Origin of the sequence: Pseudomonas sp. EL_65y_Pfl2_R96, from assembly GCF_963970905.1 — a bacterium.
GTDB lineage: Bacteria > Pseudomonadota > Gammaproteobacteria > Pseudomonadales > Pseudomonadaceae > Aquipseudomonas.
Genome location: NZ_CAXAQH010000325.1, coordinates 1 through 459, shown reverse-complemented (window position 1 = coordinate 459; position 459 = coordinate 1). Strand labels below are relative to the sequence as shown.

Here is a 459-nt window from a genome sequence, read left to right as displayed (position 1 = left end):
CGCCATTTCAGCCAAAGGCGCACTGTGTTCAGGCACCAGATGCTCGCGAATAAACCCCTCGAAACCTTTACCCAACCAACGCAGGCTGTAATGCGCCGACGGGTATTGACGCAGGTACGCGGTGGCGAGCGAGTCGAACGCCTCGTCGCCCATCCAGTACCAGATCACCGGAAAATCGTTGCGCAACACTTCCAGTAGACGGGCCTGATAAGCGTTGTGATAGATCGCCAGACCGGTGCCGACATCCAGCGTAGGCCCGCCGATCAGACTGGCGCCCAGCAGCGGTTGGGCTGTGGCCGCCTCATCCAGCAAATACGACTCGAATGCCAATTGCCATTCTTTCAGGCGCATTGCTGTCGCCCGGCCAGAACCCTTTCACCCAGCGCCCGCGCCTTTTGCAGTTCATCGAGCAACTCTTCAAAAGGCGGAAAGTGATCGTCACGTTCCAGCAAAGTAGCC

1 protein-coding gene is annotated in these 459 nt (G+C 58.4%); it reads right to left on the bottom strand.

Features of this window, described 5'->3' with window-relative positions; genetic code table 11:
• A partial coding sequence (locus tag AACY49_RS30860) for an HvfC/BufC N-terminal domain-containing protein (protein WP_339528094.1) occupies positions 1-351 on the bottom strand: 351 nt, incomplete at its 3' end.
• Positions 352-459 lie beyond the last annotated feature (108 nt).